At 74.3% G+C, this 19,522-nt stretch carries 18 protein-coding genes and 1 riboswitch; of the genes, 14 read left to right on the forward strand and 4 right to left on the reverse strand.

Translation table 11 applies throughout. The features are described 5' to 3' along the window. Nucleotides 1-16: 16 nt before the first annotated feature. Both trpD and ACZ6CZ_RS03400 read left to right on the forward strand, forming a co-directional pair. Nucleotides 17-1,081, forward strand: a complete 1,065-nt coding sequence (trpD, locus tag ACZ6CZ_RS03395; protein ID WP_469013978.1) for an anthranilate phosphoribosyltransferase — start codon at nucleotides 17-19, stop codon at nucleotides 1,079-1,081. A gap of 131 nt (nucleotides 1,082-1,212) precedes the next feature. Next, nucleotides 1,213-1,329, forward strand: a riboswitch (SAM riboswitch). Nucleotides 1,330-1,561: 232 nt separating this feature from the next. Further along, nucleotides 1,562-2,923, forward strand: coding sequence for an aminotransferase class V-fold PLP-dependent enzyme (locus ACZ6CZ_RS03400; RefSeq protein WP_469013979.1), 1,362 nt, complete (start codon nucleotides 1,562-1,564; stop codon nucleotides 2,921-2,923). Between the two features lie 28 nt (nucleotides 2,924-2,951). Here the strand turns inward: ACZ6CZ_RS03400 and ACZ6CZ_RS03405 are convergent, their stop codons facing one another. Both ACZ6CZ_RS03405 and ACZ6CZ_RS03410 read right to left on the reverse strand, forming a co-directional pair. Continuing rightward, nucleotides 2,952-3,233, reverse strand: a complete 282-nt coding sequence (locus ACZ6CZ_RS03405; RefSeq protein ID WP_469013980.1) for an Lrp/AsnC family transcriptional regulator — start codon at nucleotides 3,231-3,233, stop codon at nucleotides 2,952-2,954. Continuing rightward, nucleotides 3,230-4,027 (reverse strand): rhomboid family intramembrane serine protease, encoded by a 798-nt coding sequence (locus ACZ6CZ_RS03410; RefSeq protein WP_469013982.1) that lies wholly within the window; start codon nucleotides 4,025-4,027, stop codon nucleotides 3,230-3,232. Before ACZ6CZ_RS03410 ends, ACZ6CZ_RS03405 begins: the two co-directional genes overlap by 4 nt. Before the next feature lie 155 nt (nucleotides 4,028-4,182). Here ACZ6CZ_RS03410 and ACZ6CZ_RS03415 point away from each other — a divergent pair, with 155 nt between their 5' ends. From ACZ6CZ_RS03415 to ACZ6CZ_RS03435, 5 genes are all read left to right on the forward strand, one after another. Beyond that, nucleotides 4,183-4,422, forward strand: coding sequence for a hypothetical protein (locus tag ACZ6CZ_RS03415; protein WP_469013983.1), 240 nt, complete (start codon nucleotides 4,183-4,185; stop codon nucleotides 4,420-4,422). Between the two features lie 39 nt (nucleotides 4,423-4,461). Beyond that, entirely contained in the window at nucleotides 4,462-5,805 is a 1,344-nt protein-coding gene (locus ACZ6CZ_RS03420) for an NYN domain-containing protein (protein ID WP_469013985.1), read from the forward strand. A 211-nt stretch (nucleotides 5,806-6,016) separates the two neighbouring features. Then, the gene (locus ACZ6CZ_RS03425) at nucleotides 6,017-7,051 is read left to right on the forward strand and encodes a C40 family peptidase (protein ID WP_469013987.1); all 1,035 of its coding nucleotides are present in this window, start codon (nucleotides 6,017-6,019) and stop codon (nucleotides 7,049-7,051) included. A 256-nt stretch (nucleotides 7,052-7,307) separates the two neighbouring features. After that, nucleotides 7,308-8,321 carry a C40 family peptidase gene (locus ACZ6CZ_RS03430; RefSeq protein WP_469013988.1) on the forward strand — a complete coding sequence of 338 codons (1,014 nt, stop codon included), beginning with the start codon at nucleotides 7,308-7,310 and terminating at the stop codon, nucleotides 8,319-8,321. Nucleotides 8,322-8,349: 28 nt separating this feature from the next. Then, nucleotides 8,350-9,534 carry a hypothetical protein gene (locus ACZ6CZ_RS03435; RefSeq protein WP_469013990.1) on the forward strand — a complete coding sequence of 395 codons (1,185 nt, stop codon included), beginning with the start codon at nucleotides 8,350-8,352 and terminating at the stop codon, nucleotides 9,532-9,534. Nucleotides 9,535-9,554: 20 nt separating this feature from the next. Here ACZ6CZ_RS03435 and ACZ6CZ_RS03440 read toward each other — a convergent pair whose 3' ends face one another. Then, the gene (locus ACZ6CZ_RS03440; RefSeq protein ID WP_469013992.1) at nucleotides 9,555-10,793 is read right to left on the reverse strand and encodes a glycosyltransferase 87 family protein; all 1,239 of its coding nucleotides are present in this window, start codon (nucleotides 10,791-10,793) and stop codon (nucleotides 9,555-9,557) included. 140 nt (nucleotides 10,794-10,933) lie between these two features. Between ACZ6CZ_RS03440 and ACZ6CZ_RS03445 the strand changes: the two genes are divergently transcribed. Beyond that, nucleotides 10,934-12,076, forward strand: coding sequence for a glycosyltransferase family 4 protein (locus ACZ6CZ_RS03445; RefSeq protein ID WP_469013994.1), 1,143 nt, complete (start codon nucleotides 10,934-10,936; stop codon nucleotides 12,074-12,076). A 151-nt stretch (nucleotides 12,077-12,227) separates the two neighbouring features. Here ACZ6CZ_RS03445 and ACZ6CZ_RS03450 read toward each other — a convergent pair whose 3' ends face one another. After that, entirely contained in the window at nucleotides 12,228-14,024 is a 1,797-nt protein-coding gene (locus ACZ6CZ_RS03450; RefSeq protein WP_469013996.1) for an AMP-dependent synthetase/ligase, read from the reverse strand. A 316-nt stretch (nucleotides 14,025-14,340) separates the two neighbouring features. Between ACZ6CZ_RS03450 and ACZ6CZ_RS03455 the strand changes: the two genes are divergently transcribed. The 6 genes from ACZ6CZ_RS03455 to ACZ6CZ_RS03480 all read left to right on the forward strand — a co-directional run bounded on the left by ACZ6CZ_RS03455 (nucleotide 14,341) and on the right by ACZ6CZ_RS03480 (nucleotide 19,465). Next, a complete protein-coding gene (locus tag ACZ6CZ_RS03455) occupies nucleotides 14,341-15,138 on the forward strand; it encodes a metallophosphoesterase family protein (RefSeq protein WP_469013998.1) in 798 nt (265 codons plus the stop codon). A 186-nt stretch (nucleotides 15,139-15,324) separates the two neighbouring features. After that, a complete protein-coding gene (locus tag ACZ6CZ_RS03460; RefSeq protein WP_469014000.1) occupies nucleotides 15,325-15,768 on the forward strand; it encodes an SRPBCC family protein in 444 nt (147 codons plus the stop codon). 76 nt (nucleotides 15,769-15,844) lie between these two features. Beyond that, on the forward strand, nucleotides 15,845-17,017 hold the full coding sequence (locus ACZ6CZ_RS03465) for an ArsA family ATPase (RefSeq protein WP_469014002.1): 1,173 nt from the start codon (nucleotides 15,845-15,847) through the stop codon (nucleotides 17,015-17,017). 56 nt (nucleotides 17,018-17,073) lie between these two features. Then, the gene (locus ACZ6CZ_RS03470) at nucleotides 17,074-17,583 is read left to right on the forward strand and encodes a DUF5304 domain-containing protein (protein WP_469014005.1); all 510 of its coding nucleotides are present in this window, start codon (nucleotides 17,074-17,076) and stop codon (nucleotides 17,581-17,583) included. 55 nt (nucleotides 17,584-17,638) lie between these two features. Next, on the forward strand, nucleotides 17,639-18,592 hold the full coding sequence (locus ACZ6CZ_RS03475) for an ROK family glucokinase (RefSeq protein WP_469014008.1): 954 nt from the start codon (nucleotides 17,639-17,641) through the stop codon (nucleotides 18,590-18,592). 114 nt (nucleotides 18,593-18,706) lie between these two features. Then, complete coding sequence (locus tag ACZ6CZ_RS03480; protein WP_469014010.1) at nucleotides 18,707-19,465, forward strand: endonuclease/exonuclease/phosphatase family protein; 759 nt, start codon at nucleotides 18,707-18,709, stop codon at nucleotides 19,463-19,465. The last annotated feature ends 57 nt before the right edge of the window (nucleotides 19,466-19,522 follow it).

Below are 19,522 nucleotides of genomic sequence, written 5' to 3' on the forward strand. Positions count from 1 at the left end.
GACCCAGGAGCGGCTTATGAGCGCTGTGACCCCCGCTGGAGGCGACACCGCGGCGGGCCGTTCCTGGCCCGGCGTGCTGAACGCCCTGCTGGACGGCCGGGACCAGAGCGCCGACGCGACCGCCTGGGCGATGGACCGCATCCTGCGCGGTGAGGCGACCGACGCGCAGATCGCCGGTTTCCTGGTGGCGCTGCGCGCCAAGGGCGAGACGGTGGAGGAGATCACCGGCATCGTCCGCGCGATGTACGAGCACGCCAACGTCATCGAGGTGCCCGGCCGGACCGTCGACATCGTCGGCACCGGCGGCGACGGCGCCAAGACGGTGAACATCTCCACCATGTCCTCCATCGTCGTGGCCGGCGCCGGCGCGAAGGTCGTCAAGCACGGCAACCGGGCCGCGTCCTCGGCGTCGGGCTCCTCGGACGTCCTGGAGAAGCTGGGCGTCAACCTCAACCTGCCGGTGGAGCGGGTCCCCCAGGTCGCCGCGGAGGCCGGGATCACCTTCTGCTTCGCGGTGAAGTTCCACCCGGCGCTGCGCCACGTCGCCTCCGCCCGCGGCCAGCTCGGCATCCGTACGACCTTCAACGTGATCGGGCCGCTGACCAACCCGGCCCGGGTGCGGGCCCAGGCGGTCGGTGTCGCCGACGCGCGCATGGCGCCGATCGTGGCCGGCGTCTTCGCCGAGCGGGGCAACTCCTCGCTGGTGTTCCGGGGCGACGACGGGCTGGACGAGCTGACCGTCACCACCACCTCCCGGGTGTGGGTGGTGCGGGACGGCAAGGTCAGCGAGGAGACCTTCGACCCGCGTGACGTCGGCATCGAACCGGTCCCGGTGGAGGCCCTGCGGGGCGCGGACGCGTCGTACAACGCGCAGGTCGCCCGCCGGCTGCTGGACGGCGAGACGGGCCCGGTGCGGGACGCCGTCCTGCTGAACTCGGCGGCGGCCCTGGTGGCCCTCGACCCGACCGGGGAGCCCCTCGCGGCGCAGCTGCGCGCCGGTATGGAGCGGGCGGCGCTGTCCATCGACTCCGGCGCCGCCAAGCGCACGCTCGAGCGCTGGGTGGCCGTCAGCAACGCCTGAGCCGGGCGGTGGCGGGGGCCGGCCGGCCCCCGCCACCGTGGTCTCCGCCCGCGGCGCGGGGGTCGTTTTCCCGTTCCGGCATCCGGACACGGGTTGCGGCGCGGCGATCACGTCGCGTACGTTTTCCGGCAGGTCATGAGCGACAGTCATTCGGCCCCGGCCGACTGTCCGGCAACCCTCCGTCCGTGGCGGGGTGCCCCGGGTGAAGACCAGGTCGCGGACAGCAAGGTCCGCGGCAAGCGCGGACCCCTCGCGCGCTTCTGAAGGAGCGCGGGGCCAGGGGTCCTGGTCGTTCGAGGGAGCCTTCCGTGAGCAAGCGAATGCGATAGGGCCGCAGAGCCCCGCCTCCGCGTTTCCCGCGCCCCGCGGCCCCATACCCGCCGTCGTGGCGTTCTCCGGCATCCGCCGTCCTTCACCTCATCGCGCTCGAGCGCCGCCGCTCGCGTGGTGGGTTCCGCCTGCCTGCACGGGAGTTCACCCATGTCTGTCTCCACCGCTGCCACCGACCGCTCCGTCTGCGCCCCGCTGCCCGTCCTCGGCCGGGACGTCACCGTCCCGCTGGTCACCGGCGGCGAGGTCACCTACGCGGCCCTCGACTACGCGGCCAGCGCGCCCGCCCTCCAGCGCGTCTGGGACGACGTGGCGGCCTACGCCCCCTACTACGGCAGCGTCCACCGCGGTGCCGGGTACCTCTCCCAGCTCTCCACCGACCTGTTCGAGAACGCCCGCCGGACGGTCGCGGAGTTCCTCGACTGCCGCGAGACCGACCAGGTCGTCTTCACCCGCTCCACCACCGACTCCCTGAACCTGCTGGCCCGCGCCCTGCCGGCCGGCTGCCAGGTCTTCGTCTTCGAGACCGAGCATCACGCCTCCCTGCTGCCCTGGCAGGACGCCCGCGTCAGCTACCTCGACGCGCCCCGCACCCCCCGCCAGGCCGTGGAGACCCTGGAGCGGGCGCTGGCCGACCGCGACCCGTACGGCCCGGCCCTGGTCTGCGTCACCGGCGCCTCGAACGTCACCGGCGAGCTGTGGCCGGTCAGGGAACTGGCCGCCGCCGCCCACGCGCACGGCGCCCGGATCGTCCTGGACGCCGCCCAGTTGGCCCCGCACCACCCGGTGTCCCTGCGCGACCTGGACGTCGACTGGGTCGCCTTCTCCGGGCACAAGCTGTACGCGCCGTTCGGCTCCGGGGTGCTGGCCGGCCGCGCCGACTGGCTGCGCGAGGCCGAGCCGTACCTGGCCGGCGGCGGCGCCAGCCGCAAGGTGACCCGGCGCGCGGACGGCGGCGTGGACGTGGAGTGGCACGAGAACGCCGCCCGCCACGAGGCCGGCTCCCCGAACGTCATCGGCGCCTACTCCATCGCCGCCGCCTGCAAGGCGCTCACCGAGGCCGGCTTCGACACCCTCGTCGCCCGCGAGCAGCACCTGATCGACACCGTCCGGGCGGGCCTGGCCGATGTCCCGGGGGTGCGGGTGCTGTCCCTGTTCGGCGACGACGCCCCGCGCGTCGGCGTGATCTCCTTCGTCGTCGAGGGCTGGAACAGCTCCCACTTCGCCGCCGCGCTCTCCGCCGAGTACGGCATCGGCGTGCGCGACGGCCTGTTCTGCGCCCACCCGCTGGTGCGCACCCTGCTGGGCAGCGACCCGCAGAGCCAGGGCGAGTGCGGCGCCCCGGAGGCGGAGCCCGGCGAGAAGTCCCTCAACGCCATCCGGGTCAGCTTCGGCGCGGGCACCCCCGACGAGCACGTCGAGCGGTTCGTGAACGCCGTGCGGGAACTGGTCGAGGACGGCGCCAAGTGGCGCTACCGCACCGAGGACGGGCGCTGCGTGCCGGCCGTCTGAGCGGTCCGGGCCGTCCGAGCGGTCCGGGTCAGTTGTCCAGCCCGATGGCGAAGGCCGCCTCCAGGTCGTGCTGGGAGTAGGTGCGGAAGGCGACGTGCGTGTCGGTCGCCTCCACGCCCGGGATCTTGCTGATGCTGCCGGGGATGACCTCGGCCAGGTCCTCGTGGCGGCGCACCCGGACCATGGCGATCAGGTCGTAGGTGCCGGTGACGGAGAAGACCTCGCTGACGCTGTCCAGCGAGGCGATCCGCTCCGCGATCTCGGGGATCCGGTCCACGCTGGTCTTGATGAGGACGATCGCGGTGATCACGGCTGGTTCTCTCCCTCGGGTGCCGGAGCTGGGGCGGCCTTCACTTTAGGGCCTGTACGCCGCTCGGCCACCACCGTCCCGCCGTCGCCGCCCCGCGCCCGGCGCCGGCGGCCGTAGCGCGCCCAGGCGTAGCCGAAGCCGGTGGCGAAGCCGATCAGGTGGGCCAGGTACGCCACCCCGGGCCCCTGGGCGGCCCGGCCCGCCGCCAGCCACTGAAGCGCCGCCCAGAAGGGCAGCACGACCCAGGCGGGGAAGCGCACCGGCAGGAAGAACAGGAACGGCAGGAGACTGGTGACCCGGGCGCTGGGAAACAGGTAGAGGAACGCTCCGAGGACCGCCGAGATCGCCCCGGATGCGCCCACCAGCGACTGCTCGGAGGCGGCGTTGGCGGCCGCGTAGCCGAGCAGCGCCAGGCAGCCGCAGCCGACGTAGAACAGCGTGAACCCCACGCGGCCCATGCGTTCCTCGGTCATCGCGCCGAAGACGAAGAGGAACAGCATGTTGCCCAGCAGGTGCACCCAGCTGCCGTGCACGAACAGGGCGGTGAGCGGGGACGCCGCCTCCTGCCCGGGGGCGGCGAACAGCTCCGCCGGCACCACCCCCCAGCGCCGGAAGTACGCCCGCTGGACCGCCGCGAGCCCGTCCCCGGAGCCGTACCCCGGGGTGAGGCCGGACGCGGGGCCCAGGACGAACAGCAGGCAGCACAGGGCGATGAGGGAGTACGTCATCGGCGCCGACGTGCCGCGGGCCGCCCGGACAGTCCGGGCGGCCGCCACGCCCCTGTTACGGATCATGGACACAGAGCATGACGTAACCGGACGCATGCGCACAGACCGCCTCGCCGCCGTGGACGGACGGGCGGCGAGTACCCGCCAGGCCGTAGGGTTACGAGCCACACGCGCCGGGGACACGGCGCGTCACGGAGACTAGAAGGAAGCGAACAGTCACGATGACGGTTCCCCTGCCGACCGCCACGACCCGGTGGCGCTGCACGCTGTGCGGCAATCTCACCCGCTTCGACGTGACCCGCTCGTCGAAGGTCGTCGAGTACGTCCACCTCGACCTGGCGGGTGAGCCGAAGGTCGAGGAGCGCGAGGTGGTCAGTGAGACCATCGAATCGGTGCGCTGCCGCTGGTGCAACGCGCTGGACCAGGTGGAGCTCGTGGACAGGCCGGGCGCCGACTCCTGAAGCCAGGAGCGGCCCCGCACAGGCATTGGGGTGTGACGGATGGTGGAGAGCGCAGGCGGGGGGCCGGGCGACGGCACCGCCGAGGTGCTTGACCGTCCGCTGCCCGACGGCGTGCGGCGCCGGGTCGTGCAGATCGTCGCCGACGGCTTCGGCGGGCTGACCGTGACGGAACTGCCCGCCCAGCTGCGGCAGTACGCCCGGTTCGCTCCGAACCGGCGCGCCAAGTTCGCCGGGACCGCGATGGCGGCCGCGCTGGAGACCGATCCGCTGTTCCGCCAGCGCATCGGGGAGAAGCTCAGAGAGGCCCAGCCGGAGCTGTCCGGCGCCCTGGACTGCGGCGCGCCGCCCGCGGCCGCGGACCCGCTCGACGTGGCGGCCGCGGCCTACGTGCTGCGCCCGGCGGGCTGGGTGAAGCTGGTCACCGCGGCCGGCGAGGAGGCGCAGCGGGCGGACGCCGAGCGCGCCGACGACGAGAGCCGGGCGGAGCTGGAGCGGCTGCGCGAGGAGCTGGCGCACGCCCGCGAGGCGACCCGGGCCGAGTCCGACCGGCTGCGCGCCGAGCTGGACGCGGCGAAGAAGGAGGCGGAGTCGCTGCACCGCAAGCTGCGCGCCGCCCTCAGCGACGTCAAGCGCGGCGAGGCCGCCCTGCGCAAGGCGCAGGGCGAGATGGAGGCCGTGCGCGCGGAGGGGCAGGCGCAGCTGTCCGCGGCGGACAGCGAGACCAGGCGGCTCAAGGCCCGGCTCGCCGAGGCGGAGGCCGCCGTGGAGGCCACCCGGCGGGCCGCCCGCGAGGGCCGCAGCGTCGAGGACATGCGGGTGCGGCTGCTGCTGGACACCGTGCTGGAGGCCGCCCAGGGGCTGCGCAGGGAGCTGGCGCTGCCGCCCGTGTCGGTCCGCCCGGCACAGACGGTGGACGCGGTCGAACCGGGGCGGATGACCCCGAAGGACATCGCCGCCCGGGCGCTGTCCGACAACGATCCGGCCATCCTGGACCAGCTGCTCGCCCTGCCGCAGGCGCATCTGGTGGTCGACGGCTACAACGTCACCAAGACCGGCTATCCGCAGATGCCGCTGGAGAAGCAGCGGCTGCGCCTGCTCGGGCAGCTCTCCCAGCTCGCCGCGCAGACCGGCGCCGAGGTGACGTGCGTCTTCGACGGCGCCGAACTGGCCGCGCCGGTGCTGCTGGCGCCCCCGCGCGGGGTGCGGGTGCTGTTCTCCAAGCCGGGTGTCACGGCCGACGAGCTGATCCGTCAGCTGGTGCGCGCCGAGCCGCCGGGCCGGCCGGTGATCGTCGCCTCGACCGACCGCGAGGTGGCCGACGGGGTCGCCAGGGCGGGTGCCCGGCCCGTCGCCTCTGCGGTGCTTCTGAAGCGACTGTCCTGAACGTTCAACCTGCATATGCAATGACCGAATTGACCGAACCGCTACGCAACGTAGCGTCAATCGAGCATCACTGCATGTACGTTGAGTGCAAAGAATGCATTGCGTAACCAGGTTTTTTCGCCTCAGGATTTGAACTGATCACAGCAAGGTCACTAGGGTCTGGGCTCGAACCTCCACACGGGTGATCACTCAAAAGAAGGAGCCCGTCTCCGTGGCGTCCCACCGTCGACCCAAGCAGCCCAGTCGCGCCCGCGTGACCGTGCTGACCACCGCGGCAGCAGCCGCCGTCGCCCTGAGCGCTCAGGCCGCCAACGCGGCGCCCAGCGAGAAGCTGAGCAAGGACGAGGTCAAGGCGAAGGTCGACAAGCTCTACGAGCAGGCCGAGCAGGCCACCGAGAAGTACAACGGCGCCAAGGAGAAGCAGCAGAAGCTGCAGAAGGAGATCTCCACGGTCCAGGACGACGTCGCCCGCGGCCAGGAGGAGCTGAACAAGCTGCGCGACGGCCTCGGTTCGATGGCCACCGCCCAGTACCGCTCGGGCGGGCTCGACCCCTCCGTGCAGCTCCTGCTCTCCTCGGACCCGGACGACTACCTCGACAAGGCGTCCACGCTCGACCAGTTGAGCGGCCAGCAGGTCGAGGCGCTGAAGAAGATCCAGGACAAACAGCGCGAACTCGCCCAGGAGCGCGCCGAGGCGAGCGAGAAGCTCAAGGACCTCGCCTCCACGCGGACCCAGCTGAAGAAGAAGAAGGAAGAGGTCCAGGGCAAGCTCGCCGAGGCGCAGAAGCTGCTCAACACCCTGACCGCCAAGGAGAAGGCGGACCTCGCCGCCGAGCAGGCGCGCGCCAGCCGCTCCTCCAGCGAGCGGGTGGACCTCGGCGACACCCCTCCCGCCTCCGGCCGGGCCGCCGCCGCCTTCGCCGCCGCCCAGAGCGTCATCGGCTCGCCCTACGTCTACGGCGCCTCCGGCCCGTCCTCCTTCGACTGCTCGGGCCTGACCTCCTGGTCCTACGCCCAGGCGGGCGTCAGCATCCCGCGCACCTCCGAGGCCCAGGCCAACGCCGGCACGCGGATCTACAGCATGAGCGACCTCCAGGTCGGCGACCTCGTCATCTTCTACGGCGACGCCCACCACGTCGGCCTCTACGCCGGCAACGGCCAGGTGCTGCACGCCCCGCACACCGGCGCCGTGGTCCGCTACGAGTCGATCAACAACATGCCGTTCCAGTTCGGCGTCCGCATCTGACCCGCCCTCCTCGCACGGCCGGAGATCAACGCGGCGAGGCGCCCGAACGGGCGAATCGCGGCAACCGGACCTGAACTCCACGCCCCGCCGGTGACCTGCGTCAGCGGCGGGGCGTGGCGGTGTGTCGCCGCCGGTGGTCGTTGGCCGCCGCCGCTGCCCGGGGCTACTGTCTGGCCCGCTCCCCCCGACGCCGGGGCATCCCCGTCCCCGGCGCCGGGGAGCGGTATCTGTCAGCCAGCGGAAGGAAAGCGGCCTCGTGGGCTCCCATCGCCGCCCTGTACCGTCCGGGTTCGACCGCGGCGCCGGCGCCGCCCTGTGCGCCCTGTCCGCCGCGGCCGCCGCCCTCGGCGCCGTGCCGGCCCACGCCGCGCCGCTGCCGGGCACCCGCGCCGAGGTGGACCGGCTCTACCAGGAGGCCGAGCGGGCCACCCAGGCCTACGACAAGGCCGACGAACGCGCCGACGCGCTGCGCAGGCAGCTCGGGGACTCCCAGGACCGCGTCGCCCGGCAGCAGCAGAGCGTCAACTCCCTGCGCGAGGAACTGGGTTCACTGGCCGGCGCACAGTACCGGGCCGGCGGCGTCGACCCGGCCGTCGCCCTGCTCTTCGCCGACGACCCGGACGACTACCTCGCCAAGGCGTCCACCCTGGACCGGATCGGCGCCCACCAGGCGGGCCGGCTGCGCGAACTGCGGTCGGCGCTGCGGGAACTGGCCCAGGAGCGCGCCGAGGCGGCCGGGAAACTCGCCGAGCTGGAGCGCAGCCGCAAGGCCGTCGCCGCGCACAAGCGGACCGTGGAGCGCAAGCTCGCCCTGGCCCGGCGGCTGCTCGACGCCCTGCCCGACGCCGAGCGCGCCGCCTACGCCCGGGCCTCCCGGGGCGGCCGCGGGGACCTGCCGGACCTGTCGGGCGCCGGCGCCCCGGACGCCCGCGCCGCCGCGGCCGTGGCCGCCGCCCGCGCCGCCCTCGGCCGCCCCTACGTCTGGGGCGCCAACGGCCCCTCCGGCTTCGACTGTTCCGGCCTGATGCAGTGGTCGTACGCGCACGCCGGCATCCAGCTGCCGCGCACCTCGCAGGAGCAGCGGTACGCCGGCCGGCGCATCCCGCTCTCCCAGCTCCGCCCCGGTGACCTGGTCGTCTACCGCTCCGACGCCAGCCATGTGGGCATGTACGTCGGCCACGGCCAGGTCATCCACGCCCCCTACCCGGGTGCGCCGGTGCGCTACGACCCCGTCGGGATGATGCCTGTGTCCTCCGTCACCCGGGTCTGACCGGGCGCCGTGCCCGTACGATCGTGAAGTGGCTGGTCGCAGACGGGCGTGGGGCTCAGGAGCCGTGGCGCTCTGTCTGCTGCTCGCGCCCCTGTCCGGGTGCGGCGGGCCGACGCCGGCGCAGGCCGCACGGGCCGAGGTGCAGCGGGTGCTCGACCGGCGTGCGGCGGCGCTGCTCGCGCACGACGCGCGGGCCTATCGCACCACCGGCACCCCCGCCCCGTACACCCGGCTGCGCGCGGTGCCGCTGGCGTCGTGGACCTACCGCCTGACCGGCCTGCACCGCGGCGGCGCGAGCGCCACCGCCGACGCCGAGCTGCGCTACCGGGTCAGCGGCTACGACCGGGTGCCGGTCACCGCCGAGCGCACCCTCACCCTCGGCCGCACGGCCGACGGCCACTGGTACGTGGCGGCCGAGCGGCCCGCGGAGCAGGCCGGCCGGCAGCTGTGGGACGAGGGCACGGTGACCGCCGCCCGCGGCACGCACAGCCTGGTCCTGGGCGTCGGGCACTCCGCGGCGGCGCTGCGCGGCTACGCCCGGCTCGCCGACCGGGCCGTCCCGGCGGTGTCCCGGCGGTGGGGCACGGCCTGGACGCGGCGGGTGGTGGTGGTCGTCCCGCGGTCGCTGGAGGGCATGGCGGCCCTGCTCGGTTCGCCCGCCTCCGGCTACCGGGGGATCGCGGCGGTCACCACCGGCGAGACGGGCGGCCGGGCGCCCGCCGACCGGATCGTCGTCAACCCGGAGGCGTACGCCGTCCTCGGCCCCGTCGGCAAGCAGGTCGTCCTCACCCACGAGGCCACCCACGTGGCCACCCGGGCGCACACCACCGCCGCCACCCCGCTCTGGCTCTCCGAGGGGTACGCCGACTTCACCGGCTACTCCGGCACCGGCCGCACCCCCGCCCAGGCCGCCCCGGAACTGGGCCGGGCGGTGCGCGACGGCCACCTGCCCGCGGACCTGCCCACCGACCGGGACTTCGGCTTCAGCGGCGAGCCGGCCCGGCTCGCCCAGGCCTACGAGGGCGGCTGGCTGGCCTGCCGGATGATCGCCGAGCAGTGGGGGGAGGACCGGCTGGTCGCCTTCTACCGGGCCGTCGGCGACCACGGCAAGCGGGCCGGGGCCGTCGAGGAGGCGCTGCGCACGGTGCTCGGCACCGGCGAGGAGGAGTTCACCGCTCGGTGGCGGCGGTACCTGACGGCCCGGCTCGGCTGACCGGCGGAGGCGGGGGCGGTTCAGGAGACCGGCGCGTCCTCGGCGCGGGCGGGCCGGGGGTCCGGTTCCGGCTCCGGCGGCTCGCCGCCGTCCGCCGTGGAGCGCCACAGCACCCGGGCCGCGGTGGCGGTCGCGGCCACCAGCAGGCCGTTGCGCACGAACAGCAGGGTCACGCCGTACCCGTCGCTCAGCACGACGTGCGTGAAGCCGGCCGGGAACTCCAGCACCGTGACGAAGGTCGCCGCCAGCACCAGCAGGGCGGCCGGGCCCATCCGGCTGCCCCGGAAGCACAGGCAGACGGCGGCCAGACCGACCAGCCACACCAGGTACTGCGGGCTGATCACCCGGCTGGTGGTGGTGAACATCAGCACCGCCGTGAACGCCGCGTCCGCGTACGTGTGCGGCAGGAACCGCGCCGCGCGCAGCCGCCACAGCAGCAGCCACCCGAACGCGGTGCCGGTCAGCGCCAGCGCGGCCGTGCTCACCGTGTCCACGTGCGGGCCCAGGAACTCCACCGAGCCGTAGTTCAGCAGCACCTGGCCCGGCCAGCCGTGGTGGCGGGCCACATGGAACACCAGCGCGCCCAGCGACTCCACCTCGGTGCCCCGGTCGCGCTGGAAGGTCAGAAAGGCGAACGCGCCCGGCATGGCGGCCGAGAACAACAGCGCCACCCCGGCCGCACACAGCGCCGCCGCGGCCCACGCCCGGCGCCGCACCACACCCACCAGCAGCAGCGCCGGCCACACCTTCAGCAGCGCCCCGAAACCCGCCAGGGCGCCCATCACCCGGGGACGGCGGGTGCCGGCGAGCAGCGCGGCCACCGCCACCGCGGTCACCATCACGTCGTAGCGGGCGTACAGCGTCGGGCCCAGCAGCGGGGCGCCCACCACCCACACCCAGGCGCCGCGCACCGACCTGCCGGGGCGCAGGGCCGCGTACTGCAACAGCCCGAACACCACCAGGTCGGCGAGGAAGGCCAGCACGAAGAACGCGTGGGTGTAGCCGAGGAACGGCAGGACGGCCGGGGCGAGTATCGCCAGCGCGGCGGCGGGCGGGTACTGCCAGGTCACGTCGTCCAGCGGGAACGTCCCCGTGCGCAGCACCTCGTACCAGCCCTGGTAGATCACCGACACGTCCGTCGTGACGTCCGCGCCCGGAAAGACGAACACCCGGAAGACGAACAGCAGCACCACCAGCCGGGTCGCGCCCCAGGCAACCGGCAGCCCGGCCAGGGACCACCTGGCGCCCCTCGTCTCCACGCGCTCCCCTGCCGTTCGCATCCGTCTTGAGGGGAACATGATGTCCTGCCGGGCCGTGCGGGGGCCACAGACCCGGCCGCAACGGACCGCGCACCCGGCCGCCCCGGCGGCCCGGGGCCGATCGGTTAGGGTCGGCGGCGATGCACAAGACCCTGATCGTCACCAACGACTTCCCGCCCCGGCCGGGCGGCATCCAGGCCTTCCTGCACAACATGGCACTGCGGCTGGACCCGGACCGGCTGGTCGTGTACGCCTCCACCTGGAAGCGCGGCCGCGAGGGCGCCGAGGCGACGGCCGCGTTCGACGCCGAGCAGCCCTTCACCGTCGTCCGCGACCCCACGACGATGCTGCTGCCCACCCCGCGGGTGACCCGCCGGGCGGCCGGGCTGCTGCGCGAACACGGCTGCGCCTCGGTCTGGTTCGGGGCGGCCGCGCCGCTCGGGCTGATGGCACCGGCGCTGCGCAGGGCGGGCGCCGAGCGGCTGGTGGGCACCACCCACGGGCACGAGGCCGGCTGGGCCCAGCTGCCGGCCGCACGGCGACTGCTGCGCCGGATCGGGCAGTCCACGGACACCCTCACCTACCTCGGCCCGTACACGCGCTCGCGGATCGCGCCCGCGCTGACGGTGGAAGCGGCCGGGCGGATGGTGCAACTGCCGCCCGGGGTCGACGAGAAGACCTTCCACCCCGGCGCGGGCGGCGACGAGATGCGCGCGCGCCTGGGGCTGACGGAGCGGCCGGTGGTGGTGTGCGTCTCCCGGCTGGTGCCGCGCAAGGGCCAGGACACGCTCATCCTCGCCATGCCCCGCATCCTGGCCGCCGAGCCGGACGCCGTGCTGCTGCTCGTCGGCGGCGGGCCGTACGAGGCTGACCTGCGCCGGCTGGCCCGGGAGACCGGCGTCGAGGCCTCGGTGCGCTTCACCGGCGCCGTGCAGTGGTCCGAGCTGCCCGCCTACCACGGCGCCGGGGACGTCTTCGCCATGCCGTGCCGGACCCGGCGGGGCGGCCTGGACGTCGAGGGCCTGGGCATCGTCTACCTGGAGGCCTCGGCCACCGGGCTGCCCGTCGTGGCCGGCGACTCCGGCGGCGCGCCCGACGCGGTGCTCGACGGCGAGACCGGCTGGGTGGTGCGCGGCGGCGCTCCCGCGCAGGCAGCCGAGCGGATCGTGGCCCTGCTGGGCGACGCCGGCCTGCGCCGCCGCATGGGCGAGCGCGGACGGCGGTGGGTGGAGGAGAAGTGGCGCTGGGACCTGCTCGCGGAGCGGCTCGAATCCCTGCTCTGACCGGCCGCGTGCGGTCGCGCCGCCGCCGGGGCCCGAGTCCCCCGGCGCGGGCGCGGGCCCTGCCGGACGGCCGCACCGCGACCCCCGGACGCACGGCGGCGCGGTGTCCTCGTCGAGGACACCGCGCCGTGACGCTCCGGCGGGCTCGGCCCTACTTGGCGTAGATCGCCTCGATCTCGGCCGCGTAGTCCTTCGCCACCACGTTCCGCTTCAGCTTCAGCGACGGGGTGAGGTGGCCCGACTCCTCCGAGAACTGCTGGGACAGCACGCGGAACTTGCGGACCGACTCCGCCTTCGACACCGCGGCGTTGCCGTCGTCGACCGCGGCCTGGATCGCCGCGAGCAGGTCCGGGTCCTCGCGCAGCGACGCCGCGGTGGAACCGGCCGGCTTGCCGTGCTCGTCGGCCCAGCGGCCCAGGAACTCCTCGTCCACGGTGACCAGCGCGCCGACGAACGGCCGTCCGTCGCCCACCACCATGCACTCCGCGACCAGCGCGTGCGCCCGGATGCGGTCCTCGATCACGGCCGGGGCCACGTTCTTGCCGCCCGCGGTGACGATGATCTCCTTCTTGCGGCCGGTGATCCGCAGGTACCCGTCCTCGTCCAGGGTGCCGATGTCACCGGTGTGGAACCAGCCGTCGGCCAGCGCCTCGGCGGTCGCCGCCTCGTTGTTCCAGTAGCCCTGGAACAGGTGCTCGCCGTGCAGCAACACCTCGCCGTCGTCGGCGATGCGCACCACGGAACCCGGCAGCGGCTGCCCGACCGTGCCGATCTTCTGCCGGTCCCAGGGGTTGAACGCGGTCGCCGCACAGGACTCGGTCAGGCCGTAGCCCTCCAGCACCGTGAAGCCGATGCCGCGGAAGAAGTGGCCCAGCCGCTCGCCCAGCGGTGCGCCGCCGGAGATGGCGTACTCGCCCCGGCCGCCGAGCACCGCGCGCAGCTTGCTGTAGACCAGCCTGTCGAAGACCTTGTGCTTGACCTTCAGGCCGATCGACGGGCCCGACGGGGTGTCGAGCGCCTTGCTGTAGGCGATCGCCGTGTCGGCCGCCTTGTCGAAGATCGCGCCCTTGCCGTCCGCCTGCGCCTTCGCCCGCGCCGAGTTGTAGACCTTCTCGAAGACCCGCGGCACGCCCAGGATCAGGGTCGGGCGGAACGCCGACAGCTCGTCGGTGAGGTTCTTGATGTCGGGGACGTTGCCCAGCTTGATCGGCGCCATCATCGGCGCGACCTGCACCAGCCGGCCGAAGACGTGGGCCAGCGGCAGGAACAGCAGCACGGAGCACTCGCCGGTGCGGAACAGCGGCCGCAGCCGCTCGACGACGTTGCCGCACTCGGCGAAGAAGCTGCGGTGGGTGAGCACGCACCCCTTCGGCCGGCCGGTGGTGCCGCTGGTGTACACGATGGTCGCCGGGTCGTCCGCCCGGGCGAGCGAACTGCGCTCGTCCACGGTCGCGTCCGTGACGTCCTTGCCGAGCCGGCCCAGCTCCGCCACGCCCCCGGCCTCGATCTGCCAGACGCTCTTGAGGGCGGGCAGCGCCGCGCGCACCGACTCGACGGTGGCGGCGTGCGCGGCCGTCTCCACGACGCAGGCGGTGGCGCCCGAGTCGGACAGGATCCACTGCACCTGCTCCGGGGAGCTGGTCTCGTACACCGGCACGGTGATGGCGCCGGCGCTCCAGATGGCGAAGTCCAGCAGGGTCCACTCGTAGCGGGTGCGGGACATCAGGCCCACCCGGTCGCCCGGCTGGACGCCGGAGGCGATGAGCCCCTTGGCGGCGGCGTGCACCTCGGCCAGGAACGCCGTGGCCGTCACGTCCTGCCAGGCGCCGCCGACCTTGCGGGCGATGACGGCGACGTCGGGATGCTGCGCGGCGTTTCTGCGGACGATGTCGGTCAGGTTTCCGTCCGCAGGGACCTCGTACAAAGCCGGAAGGCTGAACTCGCGCAAGACTGCTGCTCCTCATAGGGCGCCGGCGCCACGACGTTGTGTGCTGCGACGGTGCGGTCCAAGGCTCGGGCAGGTGCCCCGGGTGTCCACCCCGGAGCCCGGGGCCCAGAGGTTGAAATCCAGAGCACGACTGGACTGCCCGGACGTTACCCGTCGGTATGGCTCTTTCGACAGGGGGTCCCGGCGAGATGTTCGCTGCGTCACACAGGCTGGTGTCTCCCCGCGCAGAGTAGTCGACGGCTTTCCCGCCGGGCCAGTCACCGCAGGTCCGGCCGCCGTTGTTCACCTGCGCCGCACAGACCTACGCTTGATCCTCATGGCACCCACACCCTCCGCCGGCCGGACCCACCGCGTGCACGTGGTCAGCGACGTGCACGGCAACGCCCGTGACCTGGCCCGCGCCGGAGAAGGCGCCGACGCCCTGCTCTGCCTGGGTGACCTGGTGCTCTTCCTCGACTACGCCGACCACTCCCGCGGCATCTTCCCCGACCTCTTCGGCAGGGAGAACGCCGACCGCATCGTCGAGCTGCGCACCGCCCGGCGCTTCGCGGAGGCCCGCGAGTTCGGCGCCCGCCTCTGGGGCGGCATCGGCACCGACCGGGCCACCGCCATCGAGAAGGCGGTGCGTGCCCAGTACGCCGAGATGTTCGCCGCGTTCCCCACCCCGACGTACGCCACCTACGGCAATGTCGACATGCCGCCGCTGTGGCCGGAGTACGCCGGGGCGGGCACCACCGTGCTGGACGGCGAACGGGTGGAGATCGGCGGCTGGACCTTCGGCTTCGTCGGCGGCGGCCTGCGCACGCCGATGCGGACGCCGTACGAGATCGACGACGAGGAGTACGCCGCCAAGCTGGAGGCGGTCGGCGAGGTCGACGTGCTGTGCACGCACATCCCGCCGGAGGTGCCGGAGCTGGTCTACGACACCGTCGCGCGCCGCTTCGAACGGGGCAGCCGCGCGCTGCTGGACACCATCCGGCGCACCCGCCCCCGCTACTCCCTCTTCGGCCACGTCCACCAGCCGCTGGCGCGCCGGATGCGGATCGGCGCCACCGAGTGCGTGAACGTCGGCCACTTCGCCGGGACCGGGCGGCCGTGGGTGCTGGAATGGTGAAGACCCGCTGGATACGGGCGCCGTACACGGATGAAGGCGCCAGGTCGCACGCGCGGTAGCCTTCACGCTGCACACACCTGCGCACCCCCGCGCACGGCCGGCGGCGCACCCTGCGCGCACGGCGGCCCGCGCACCCCCCGCGCACGGCGACCTGACTGACGGCCCGCACCCGGAGGAGCCACGGCGATGGCGGAACACACCAGTTCGAGCATCACGATCGAGGCCGCTCCGGCCGACGTCATGGCGGTGATCGCCGACTTCGCCCGCTACCCGGACTGGACCGGCGAGGTCAAGGAGGCCGTGGTGCTCGCCACCGACCCGCGCGGCCGCGCCGAACAGGTCCGCCTCGTCATGGACGCGGGCGCCATCAAGGACGACCAGACCCTGGCCTACACCTGGACCGGCGACCACGAGGTCTCCTGGACCCTGGTCAAGTCCCAGATGCTGCGCTCCCTGGACGGCACCTACCTGCTGCGGCCCGCGGGCGCGGGCACCACCGAGGTCACCTACCGCCTCACCGTCGACGTCAAGATCCCCATGCTCGGCATGATCAAGCGCAAGGCGGAGAAGGTCATCATCGACCGCGCCCTGGCGGGCCTGAAGAAGCGGGTGGAGTCGGGCGAGAAGTGACCGGGCCGGGCCCCGCCCGCGGCACCGGACGCCGCGCGGGCCCGCCCGCACCCCTCCTCGGTTACGGTTCCCCTCTATGCGCACCATCCTGATCACCGGCCCGGGCGGCAGCGGCCGTACCACCGTCGCCGCCGCCACCGCACTGCGCGCCGCGGCCGACGGCCTGCGCACCCTCGTCCTGAGCGCCGACCACGCCGACACCCTCGGCGCGGCCCTGGGCACGGAGACAGGACCGGTCCCGGGGCAGGCCGCGCCCCGGCTCACCGCCTGGCGCCCCGACGCCACCGCCCGCTTCCGGGACGACCTCACCGCCTTCCAGAACCGCGCGGCCGGCGCGCTGGACCTGCTCGGCGCCTCCCGGCTGGACGCCGAGGAGGTCACCCCGCTGCCCGGCGCCGAGGAGCTGTCCCTCCTGCGGGCCCTGCGCGACGCCGCGCTGTCCGAGCGCCACGACCTGCTCGTCGTCGACCTCCCGCCCCTCCCGCAGGCCCTCGCGCTGCTCGCCCTGCCCGGCGAACTGCGCCGCTACCTGCGGCGCCTGCTGCCGCCCGAGCGGCAGGCCGCCCGCGCCCTGCGGCCCCTGCTCGGCCGCCTCGCCGGGGTGCCCATGCCCGCCGACTGGCTGTACGAGACCGCCGCCCGCTGGGAGGCCGGTCTGGCCGCCGTCGAGGCCGTCGTCGCCGACCGCGGCACGGCCCTGCGGCTGGTCGCCGAACCCGGCCCGGCCGGCGCCGACGCCGTGCGCGACGCCACCCCCGGCCTCGCCCTGCGCGGCCTGCGCACCGAGGCGCTGATCGCCACCCGGGTGCTGCCCGACACCGCCTCCGACCCGCTGCTCGCCTCCCTCGCCGCCCAGCAGCACAAGACCCTCGCCGAGTGGTCCGGCACCCATGACGTCCACCAGGTCGCCCACCTCGGCCGCGACCCGCGGGGCGCCGACGACCTCACCGCGCTCGGCGTGCCCGGCGCCGGCCCGGCGCCCGCCCCCGTCGAGTGGCCCGTCGCCGACCGGCTCGCCGACGACGGCGTGCTGGTCTGGCACATCCCGCTGCCCGGCGCGATACGGGAGGACCTCGACCTGATCCGCCGCGGCGACGAACTCGTGCTCACCGTCGGCCGCTTCCGCCGGATCGTCCCGCTGCCCTCCGCCCTGCGCCGCTGCACCGTCGCGGGCGCCGCGCTGCGCGACGGCGAGCTGCGCATCCGGTTCGCGCCGGACCCCGGCCAGTGGCCGTCGCCGGGACGGTGAAGCGGGTACGCCGTTCGGGTACCGTCGAAGGGACGAACCGTAGTCAGGAGCCCGTCATGAGCGAAGAGCGCCCCACCCCTGACGGACCGGAGCCGGTGACGCCGCCGGCGGCGGAGCAGCGGGCGAACGACGCCGACGCCTGGGCCACGGCCTGCGCCGAGGACCTCGCGGCCGAGAAGGCCCGCCGCCGTGCCGGGAACGGGCCGCCGCCGGGTTCGGCCGCCGAGGAGCTGCGCAGGCTCGTCGACGCGGTCGCCGGCAAGCTGGAGAAGCTGTCCGGCGACGGTCCGCTGCTCGGCCCGGTCGCCGGACCGGCCGCCCAGCAGGTGGTCCGGCAGGTGGTGCAGCAGGCGAAAGCCGCCGTCGAACCGGTCATCGAACGCAATCCGGACGTCTTCGACCACCTCGCCGCCGCGGGCGGTGAGCTGCTGGCCGCCTACCGTTCGGCCGTCCGGTCCCAGGAGCGCCGCTGGACCGCCCGTGCAGAGGGACTGAAGAACGAGTCGAGCGAGCGCCGCGACCCGGGTGACGGGACGGGTCCGGGGGAACGCATCGACGTGGAGTGACAGCCCCCTCGGGTACGGTTGGCCGTAGCGGGGCTCGACCGGAACTGAGGGATTCATGGGACTCACCATCGGCGTCGACATCGGCGGCACCAAGATCGCGGCCGGTGTGGTCGACGAGGAAGGCAACATCCTCTCGACGCACCAGGTGCCGACCCCGGGCACGCCCGAGGGCATCGTGGACGCCATCGCCGCCGCCGTCGAGGGCGCGCGCGTGGGACACGCCATCGTCGGCGTGGGCATCGGTGCGGCCGGTTACGTCAACCGGCAGCGCTCCACCGTCTACTTCGCGCCCAACATCGACTGGCGCCAGGAGCCGCTGAAGGAGAAGGTCGAGGCCCGCGTGGGCCTCCCGGTCGTGGTGGAGAACGACGCGAACGCGGCCGCCTGGGGCGAGTACAGGTTCGGCGCGGGCAAGGGCCACCGCAACGTCATCTGCATCACGCTCGGCACCGGCCTCGGCGGCGGCATCATCATCGGCAACAAGCTGCGCCGCGGGCACTTCGGCGTCGCCGCGGAGTTCGGCCACATCCGGATGGTCCCGGACGGCCTGCTGTGCGGCTGCGGCTCGCAGGGCTGCTGGGAGCAGTACGCCTCCGGGCGGGCGCTGGTGCGGTACGCCAAGCAGCGCGCCAACGCCACCCCCGAGCGCGCCGAGGTCCTGCTGGCCCTCGGTGACGGCACCCCGGACGGCATCGAGGGCAAGCACATCTCGGTGGCCGCCCGCCAGGGCTGCCCGGTCGCGGTGGACTCCTACCGCGAGCTGGCCCGCTGGGCCGGCGCCGGCCTCGCCGACCTGGCCTCCCTCTTCGACCCCTCCGCCTTCATCGTCGGCGGCGGTCTCTCGGACGAGGGCGACCTGGTGCTCGACCCGATCCGCAAGTCGTACAAGCGCTGGCTGGTCGGCGGCAACTGGCGCCCGGTCGCCGACGTCATCGCGGCCCGGCTCGGCAACAAGGCGGGCCTGGTCGGCGCGGCGGACCTGGCCCGCGAGCCCGACCCGGTCATGTAGCGCGCCCGTCCCGAGCGCCCCGCGCCCCGTCCGGGGTCGCGGGGCGCCCGCGTGTCCGGGCGGCCCCGCGGCGCCGGGTGCTGCGGTCCGGCGCCGCGGCGTACATTGATCCACATGGCGACCCCGACCCCGCTGCTGCCCAACTCCCGTACCGAGCCCGACGGTTCCGCCGTCGTCCGGGTCCTGAGCTACAACGTCCGCTCGCTGCGCGACGACACCGGCGCCCTCGCCCGCGTCATCACCGCCTGCGCCCCCGACATGGTCCTGGTGCAGGAGGCGCCCCGGTTCTTCCGCTGGCGCAAGAAGCTGTCCCGGCTGGCGGCGGCCTGCGGGCAGGTCGTCCTCACCGGCGGCGCCACCGCCGCGGGACCGGCCGTCCTGTGCAGCCTGCGGGCCACCGTCGAGCGGACCGAGGACGTGCTGCTGCCCCTCACCCCGGGACTGCACCGCCGCGGCTTCGCCACGGCCGTGGTCCGCTTCGGCGGCGCCCGGCTCGGCGTCCTCAGCTGCCACCTCAGCCTGCAGAAGGACGAGCGGTACGCGCAGGCCGGGATGCTCCTGGACCGGCTGGCGGGGCTCGGCGTGCGGCACGCCGTCGCGGGCGGCGACCTCAACGAGCGGCCGGACGGACCGGCCTTCCGGCGGCTGGCCGCACAGCTCCAGGACTGCCGGGCGACCGCTCCCTGGGGCGGCGAGCACACCTCCGGGACCACCGACCCGCACCAGCGCATCGACGCCGTCTTCGCCACCCCGGGCGTGGAGGTGCTGGGCTGCGGGGTGCCGCTCGGGCTGCCCGGGGTGAGCGGGGCGGACCTGAGGGCGGCCACCGACCACCTTCCGGTGCTGGCCGCCCTGCGCGTCCCGGCGTCCTAGGCCGCCGCACCCGCAGGAGACGCCGGACCCGCGGGAGCCGCCGGACCGGCCGGGGCG

This window comes from Streptomyces sp. NPDC041135 (genome assembly GCF_055592085.1).